Annotated in this window: 8 protein-coding genes; 3 read left to right on the top strand and 5 right to left on the bottom strand. The window is 44.4% G+C overall.

The window, feature by feature from the left end:
- Together RMO55_RS00040 and RMO55_RS00035 are read right to left on the bottom strand one after the other, a co-directional pair.
- On the bottom strand, positions 1–403 hold a 403-nt coding region (locus RMO55_RS00040), incomplete at its 3' end, for a CDC27 family protein (protein WP_310421603.1).
- A 236-nt stretch (positions 404–639) separates the two neighbouring features.
- Positions 640–888, bottom strand: coding sequence for a hypothetical protein (locus tag RMO55_RS00035; protein WP_310421599.1), 249 nt, complete (start codon positions 886–888; stop codon positions 640–642).
- A gap of 23 nt (positions 889–911) precedes the next feature.
- On the opposite strand from RMO55_RS00035, the gene RMO55_RS00030 reads away from it, so the two are divergent.
- A complete protein-coding gene (locus RMO55_RS00030) occupies positions 912–2516 on the top strand; it encodes an efflux RND transporter periplasmic adaptor subunit (RefSeq protein WP_310421596.1) in 1605 nt (534 codons plus the stop codon).
- Between the two features lie 193 nt (positions 2517–2709).
- Positions 2710–3933: an ABC transporter permease gene (locus RMO55_RS00025; RefSeq protein ID WP_310421593.1), complete on the top strand. Its 1224-nt coding sequence runs from the start codon at positions 2710–2712 to the stop codon at positions 3931–3933.
- Here the strand turns inward: RMO55_RS00025 and RMO55_RS00020 are convergent.
- Complete coding sequence (locus RMO55_RS00020; protein WP_310421590.1) at positions 3930–4079, bottom strand: hypothetical protein; 150 nt, start codon at positions 4077–4079, stop codon at positions 3930–3932. The two genes, RMO55_RS00025 and RMO55_RS00020, sit on opposite strands and share 4 nt — an antisense overlap.
- A 77-nt stretch (positions 4080–4156) precedes the next feature.
- Here RMO55_RS00020 and RMO55_RS00015 point away from each other — a divergent pair, with 77 nt between their 5' ends.
- Positions 4157–5557 (top strand): MFS transporter, encoded by a 1401-nt coding sequence (locus tag RMO55_RS00015; protein WP_310421587.1) that lies wholly within the window; start codon positions 4157–4159, stop codon positions 5555–5557.
- A gap of 236 nt (positions 5558–5793) precedes the next feature.
- Here the strand turns inward: RMO55_RS00015 and RMO55_RS00010 are convergent, their stop codons facing one another.
- Both RMO55_RS00010 and RMO55_RS00005 read right to left on the bottom strand, forming a co-directional pair.
- Entirely contained in the window at positions 5794–7293 is a 1500-nt protein-coding gene (locus RMO55_RS00010; protein WP_310421583.1) for a site-2 protease family protein, read from the bottom strand.
- A gap of 180 nt (positions 7294–7473) precedes the next feature.
- Positions 7474–8001 (bottom strand): DUF4330 domain-containing protein, encoded by a 528-nt coding sequence (locus tag RMO55_RS00005; protein ID WP_310421579.1) that lies wholly within the window; start codon positions 7999–8001, stop codon positions 7474–7476.
- Between the last annotated feature and the right edge of the window lie 77 nt (positions 8002–8078).

Here is an 8078-nt window from a genome sequence, read left to right as displayed (position 1 = left end):
TTGTATCGATCGCTTGTTGATGCTCTCCTTTCTGGAAATATGCTGAACCTAGCATAAAGAGTATATCTGGCTCTTGGGGCTTGATGACTTTAGCTTGTTGCAGCGCATCAATGCCTTTTTGATATTTTTGCGTTTGGACATATAAGGTACCTAAAAAGAACCAAGCTTCATGATTTTTTGGTGCTAATTGAGTTGCCAATGCAACGCGGGGAATTGCCTGTTCGTACTGTTGAAATTGAACCAATCCGGCTGCTTGCCGCAATAAGCTTTTACTCGTATCTGCTAGAGATTGAGGATCTTGCTTGGGCGTATAAGGTAATAGAGCTTGGCTATAAGTTGCCGTTGGTACACTCACAATACCCAGGCAGGCAGTAAGTAGTAATAGATAGATCCGTTTGGGCACAATAAATATAAATCTAGGTAGATAGTCGAAAATGAGTAGATCGGAAATTGTCGAGATCTCAATTTCACTTGGAGATCGATTCCATCATCTAGACCGATAATAACCCAAGTTGCTAGTTATGAGTTATCAGTGGAGTTAGGGATGGGGATTTGGGATTACAGGATTCGGGATTTGGGATTCGGAGAACCCTTGCGTGCTTAAAATCCACTTTCTACCCTCTACCCTCTACATCGTAACTATCGATTCTGCAATGGAGCGGCTGCGCCAAGGACATGACTTTTGACACTGGTAATCGGCTCTAATCGAGCGTTAGAATAAATGTAAATAAACGTAACAGATTCTGTCAAAAGTCGATCGTTGCTTTGCCCGACTAATAGTCGAATGGTGTTGTTCTGCTTTAGGGCGGCTACATCAAAGCTCATCTCCATCATTCCTTTGAGTCTCTCCTCTCTGGAACAGCGACACCATTTGAGAATTTTAATCAAAGATTAGCGAGCCTTGAGCCTGTATGCAATTACCTCTAATAAACAATCTTAAACATCCGCTCCCTGTAATTGCAGGTATTGCAGCGGCGACAATCGGTATCGCCGCACTTGGAACTGTGGCTGTAAATCAGTTTAAGCCAGCTCCAAAGATCGATCTAGAACGCTACACTGTAACTGCAAAATCACAAGATTTGACCGATCGAATTACTGCGAGTGGGAGTATCATTCCCTTCCAGACGGCAAATCTCAGCCCAAAAACCGCTGGTAGAGTTGCCAGATTATTTGTCGAACAAGGAGATCGCGTTCAACAAGGGCAAAAAATCGCCCAAATGGAGAATGCTGAAGTTCGAGCTGCTTTTGCTCAAGCACAAGCGAATGTGCAGCAAGCTCAGGCTAATTTGAATAAGGCAAAGAATGGGACGCGGGTCGAAGAAATCGCTCAAGCGCAAGCTAGACTGAGCCAAGCCCAGGCAAATTTTAATAAGGCTAAAAACGGTAACCGTCCTGAAGAAACCGCCCAGGTGCAGGCAAAATTAGCCCAAGCACAGGCAAATGTGGAGATGACGAGATCGACCGCTCCCCAACAAATAGAACAGGCTACAGCCCAAATTTCCGCCGCTACAGCGAAACTTAAACTCGCTCAAGCACAAATCGATCGCAATCGATCGCTCAAACAGTCAGGTGCCATCTCTCAGGATACACTCGATCGAGCTACTGCTGATTATCAAACAGCCCGAGCCAATCTCCTCGATGCACAACAAAAACTCCAACAGGTGCGTAACAGCAGCCAATCCGAGATCGCCCAACGTCAAGCCGCTGTAACTGAAGCCCAGCAAGCACTACGTCAGTCACAACTCGGTAGTCGATCGGAAGATGTCGCCAGTTTTGCCGCTCAAGTCGCTCAAGCCCAAGCCGCCTACGAGCAGGCAAAAAATGGTAGTCGCCCTGAGGAAATCGCCCAATTGACAGCAGCCGTAGCTGTCGCAAATGCCCAGTTACAATCGGCTCGCTCTCAATTAGAAGACTCAACCGTCGTCGCACCTTTTGCGGGATTAATTACCCAGCGATATGCAAGTATCGGCGCATTTGTGACTCCAACTACTTCAGCTTCAACTAGTACATCTGCGACTTCAACTTCGATCGTGGCTTTAGCTAAAGATATGGAAGTCAAAGCCAAGGTTCCAGAAGTAGATATCGGTAAAATTCAAGTCGGACAAAAGGTAGAAGTTACGGCTGATGCATTTAGCGACAGGCCATTTCAAGGTACAGTCAGACTGGTTGCGCCCGAAGCAGTCGTCGAGCAGAATGTGACCTCGTTTGAAGTCCGCATCACGCTCGATAGTGGTAAAGAGCTACTAAAATCGGGGATGAATGTCAACACAATCTTTACAGGCAAAAAGACTAGCAATGCCTTAACAGTTCCCACTGTGGCCATTAGTTCCAGACGGGGGCAAACGGGTGTTTATATACCTGGCGAAAACAACGAACCTAAATTCCAAATAATTAAAGTTGGTGGCACCGTCAAGGACAAAATTCAAGTACTTGAAGGGCTTAAATCTGGCGATCGAGTCTTTACCGATATCCCTTCAGGATTTAAAGAAAAAATGATGGGTGACAACAACAAGTAATCTGGACGATCGGGTTAATACTAAACATTATTGAGACCGTTGAAAATGCTTGTGCAAACATGAAATATGCTCCGAATCAGACTTTTTAGAAAAGTCGGGTTTATACCTCTCCCAAATCCTAGAAAGGGCGGGTTTAAATAAAATTTCTAGCTCCGTTTAAATCAATAGTATAAACCCGCCCCTACAGATCCAAATGAATCTAATTGAAAGTCTAAACATGGCAGTACAAACCCTCATATCTAATAAGATGCGCAGTGGTTTGACAATGCTCGGAATTGTGATTGGAAATGCTTCTGTAATCGGAATGATTGGTGTCGGTGAGGGCACTCAAATCCTCGCCCAAGATCAGTTCAAAAATCTTGGTCCGAATACATTATTTATTTTACCTGGATCTCCCAAAGCTCAAAATATTCGGAGTGGTGGTACCCCGCCCACACTCGTACTGAGCGATGCTAGAGCGATCGCTCGTCAAGTGCCTTCTGTCGCTGGTGTCGCTCCAGTTCTCCAAAACTCTTTTGTCGTCAGTTACCAAAATATTACGACTACTTCGATTATTCAAGGTACCACTAGCGAGTTTCCCGCTGTCCGAAATTTTGCAGTTAGTCAAGGAAGATTTGTAACCGCAATAGATGTCAAAGAAGACAAACAGATTGCCATGTTAGGTACGGATATTTCCCAACGATTATTTGGTAATATGAATCCGATTGGCAAACAGATTCGGATCAAAGATCTGAGCTTTGAAGTAGTTGGAATAATGGAAGAAAAGGGATCTTCTTTTGGTAGCAACCAAGATGATACAATTTTTATTCCCATTACGACGATGAGCAAGCGTGTGATTGGCAGAACATCACCATTTGGACTGAGATTGTCATTAATTTCAGTATCGGCAAAAAATAGTGAAAGTATGGATGCTGCCGAATTCCAAATCACCAATTTATTAAGACGCAGACATAAAATTGTCGGTGAAGATGATTTTACAGTTCGGAATCAAAAAGATGCCCTCCAAATCGTCACGACAATCACCAGTGCATTGACATTACTATTGGGTGCGATCGCTGGAATTTCCCTCTTGGTTGGCGGCATTGGCGTAATGAATATTATGCTCGTCTCTGTCACAGAACGCACCCAAGAAATTGGACTGCGAAAAGCAATCGGTGCCACTCAAAATGATATCCTCACTCAATTCACGATCGAGGCAATTATTCTCTCGACAGTTGGCGGAATTATTGGCACTTTAATCGGTATCGGTGGGATTATCCTCGTGCGAAACTTTACGCCGATGACGACGGCGGCTGTCTCGCCACCTGCAATTATTTTAGCAGTCAGCGTGTCTGGGGCAATCGGTTTATTCTTTGGGGTGATTCCAGCTCGCCAAGCAGCGAGATTAGATCCGATCGAGGCTTTAAGAAGTGTTTAAAACCTAGTAATAGGCAGCGTAGATAAAGCTACTATTTTGTTGTCGAGAATCAGGATTCGGGCTTCGGGAATGTCTAGCCGCCGATCGCAACCATCGGTATACTTGAGATATTCCGCAAAGTTTAACCAATCGATTGAGATGGTCATGGGAAACCTTTAACAACTAGCTATTTCAATCTTAACATTTGTGGAATACATAAATAAGTGGTGGTTATTCTAAATAAATGCATAAAATTGGCTTGTCCACCAGTCTGCGTCACCCTATTTTCAGACGGTTATATATTGCCCAAACAATAAGTCTATTTGGCGATGCTTTGACTTGGTTGGGTTTAGCACTATTAGCTTTTGAATTAGCAGGGACATCTGCGCCAATCGTCCTCGCTGGTGCCTTGACGTTGAGAGTGACCGCTTTTACATTATTATCACCATTGGCGGGAGTAATTGCGGACAGGTTCGATCGTAAACCAATTCTCGTAATTACCCATCTTGGGCGGATGCTGCTAGTTTGTCTATTGCCCTTTGTAAATAGCGTCTGGCAAATTTATGCACTGGTATTAGGTTTAAATATTTTCAATGCCTTTTTCACCCCCACATATCAGGCGACGATTCCATTAGTTACAGGCAAAGCTGACTATCCCCAAGCAATTGCTCTATCTAGTACTACTTATCAAATTTTAGGCGTATTTGGGCCTGGGATTGCAGGTGTGCTGGCACTATTTATCGGTGCTAGAGAGCTATTTTTCTGGGATGGGTTGAGCTTTATTACCGCAGCGATCCTAATTACTACTCTCCCTGGTAATTTACAGGTAAATATAACTGGATTTGAAGAGCAAAAAATGGGTCAGATTTGGTCGGATATTCAAGCTGGAACCGCTCGACTTTGGACTGATGCCCCAATTCGATATGGCTTGACAATTCAGTTGGTTGCTTCGATTGCTGGTGCCCAGATTTTGGTGAATACGGTAGGTTATGTGCAAGGAACTCTTCACCAAACAGCGGTACAATATGGCTGGGTGATGATGGGTTTTGGTTTGGGTGCTACTTGTGGGACGATGGCGATTGGGATTTATCCCCAATATCGATCGAAGATCGTCACGATTCTCGGCGGTGGGGTGCTAATTACCACTGCATTGCTCGGTGCTAATTATGTCGGATTAGTCCCTTTGATTCTCTTGTGGTCGATCGCTGGATTCGGGCAAAGTATCATTAATCTATCGATGCAAACATTAATTGCCGATCGAACCCCAACAAATCTTCAAGGGCGAGTTTACGGAGCGCATTTTGCCTGGAGTCATTTTTGGTGGATGGGAGCTTATCCCTTAGCTGGATGGCTGGGTACGACTTTTCCCTGTCGAACTTTTCTGTATGGCAGTTTAATTGGATTAGGGTTGTTATCGATCGTGCATTTATGCCTAAAACCCGATCGATTCACGCATACTCATCCAGAATTTTCGCACATTCACACTCATAACCACGATCTCCAGCACCACCACGAACATTTAACCAATCTTGAGATCGATCTTCGATCTTCGACACATCAACACCCACACGTTCACTCACAATTCAGTCACAGCCATTCTTACACTGACATCAGCCATAAGCATTCAGGATCGCATCACCACTAAGCTTCGCAAAAATCAGCGAATAGGAGGCGTTAAAATACGATTCTATTAAACCGATATCTCGATCCCGTAACGCCAGTTGCTAGTTACAGCTACAGATCTGTTGACGAAAGAATGCGGATTTCAACAGTTTTATTTTTAAAAACTAGATCGGAGCCGTTGCCGCGAGCCTCTCCCTATCGAGAATCTCAATTTCCTTAATGAGAATGGCTGGAATGTTACACGCCCTATCCCGATTCTTAGCCACCAATTCCTAATTTTCCAGCCAAATCTGGACTAAAAGGAATTACCGTCGCCGCCATCAGAAATAGTGCTAGCAAACCCAATGCAGCACGCGCATCATTCGGTTCGGTGATTTCATCTAAACTCGGGCGTTCTAATGCACGTTGGAGAAAGCCAACTAAGATTAGCCAATAAAGAATTACCAGATTAGCTGGATTGAAAAATGCCACAAATCCTAGGATTACTAAAGTAACGAGGGTGCTGCGTTGAGCTGTTTTACGTCCATAGATAGCTTGAACGATTCTCCCACCATCTAATTGTCCTGCGGGCATTAAATTTAGGGCATTAATTACTAATCCCAACCAACCGATAACTACCAGTGGATGAATTGAGATCGATGCTTGATGTACGGTTGCACCTAAGACAATTTTCGCAAGAGTACCAACTAAAATCGAACCTTGAAGAAACTGAGCCGGAATTTCTAATCCGCCACCTGAATGAGATAGTAGCAAGCCGACGACCAACATCAACAACGATACTAAACCGCCACATGCTGGACCGGCTAAAGCGACATCAAACAGGACACTTCGATTGGGTATCAGTGATTCAAACCGCGTAATTGCACCAAATGCACCAATTTGTCCGGTTGGTAAAAAGAATGGTAAACCGATTTTAACTTGACGCATTCGCGCGAGTATTTGGTGTCCTAGTTCATGTGAGATGAGAATCGTCCAGATACCTAAAGATAAGGGTAAGACTTCTTTGATTCGATCGGTATGTTCGTAAAAATCAAATCCTAAAAATACGCCCATCGCTTCCAAACTGGTAGCAATTGTCGCGATAAACATCACTACTCCGAGGATTTGTTGTCCGACTGTCGCAGGTTGCGGATCGTTAGTACTGGGTAAAACTACAACTACCGGACGTTCTTCAGGATCGGGAACTAGGAATAGACGGTACTTATCGCCCACTTTAGCGTGCAATTTTTCTGTCAATCGTCGATGTACGACAGCAGCATCACCACGTAAATTACCTTTGAAAATAGCCCCTTGTTGGTAAGCGATCGTTTCGGTAGAGTAGAAGGTATCGATGCCAAAAATGCCTTTAATACTGCTCAAATCTGCTTCAGGAATGTTCAGCGCGTCCATCGCGATCGACAGTGCTTGTGCGCCAGTTTCAGTGGGTACACCGGACTGTTTGCTGCGGGATTTTGCCAATCGGTCTGCAATTTTAACCGCTGTTTCAGGATCTTGAGCGGCTAGTCTGACTCGACTTCCCAGCCAGATATAGAGACCACTGGAAACTACCAACAAGAGGAGAACTCCAGCCAGATTAATATACAATCCAGCCGACAACGCCCCAAAACTCAACAGCCACGGAATCATCAGCACGGCTGATTGCAGCCACGATAAGACCCCGAATTTACCCAAGTCTCGATTTCGGTAATAACCCCAACCCAGAATGCCGAGTGTGATGAGGAGGAGGGCGATTGTGGTTGTATTTCCTGCTGTAGTCATTTTTAATAATTCGATTCTATAGATAAGTGGTAATTTTGGACACCTATCTATAGGATGACAGCAATCTTCAGTAGCCGCTAGTATCGATTCTCTGGGTGTTGGGGTGTTGGGGGAGAATGGGAGGATGTTTACGTCCTTATTACTCCACAAACTCCCCTGCAAGCCAGCCCACCAAATGATTTATTTGTCCAGATAGCGAATATCGATGACGGTGCCATTAAAGTTGTAATTAAGTTGGTCGATTTCTACCGAAGAACCAATCTTCATCTTGGTATTGCCCAGTACTAGTCCCTCTTTGGTTTTCTGCCCCTTACCAGTTACCGTGACGATCATATCGATACTATAAGAATCGGGTCTAGGGTCTTTCATTGCCTTGACAGAACCATCAGCTTGTGGGATAGCCAAAGTCCGATCGATCTGCCGAACTCCTTTAATATCGACTTGTCCGGCTGGCTGGTTGCGAATGACAAAACTGAGTTTATTTCCAGGACTAAATTGAGCTAGCAGGGATTCAGGTTTGAGCACATTTAGTCCTCTGACAATCACATCGGCTTCTACCGATTGAGGCTTATCTTGTCCGTTAATTGGTCCCGAACTACCAGGCGAGAGAAAAATTCCAACGACGACAAATAACATTACCAGGACAGCACCAATGTCGAGGAGGCTGAATTTACCAAATAATCTACCTTGTCGATCGAGAATAGCCATAGATGGGGTGTGGGGGTATTAATCTATCAACTTACGTTATTAGTTTACAGCGATCGGTTGTAAATTAATCAGGGGAG

The organism is Chamaesiphon sp. VAR_48_metabat_135_sub (assembly GCF_031418915.1).
GTDB lineage: Bacteria > Cyanobacteriota > Cyanobacteriia > Cyanobacteriales > Chamaesiphonaceae > Chamaesiphon.
This window is presented reverse-complemented; position numbering and strand designations above follow the sequence as displayed.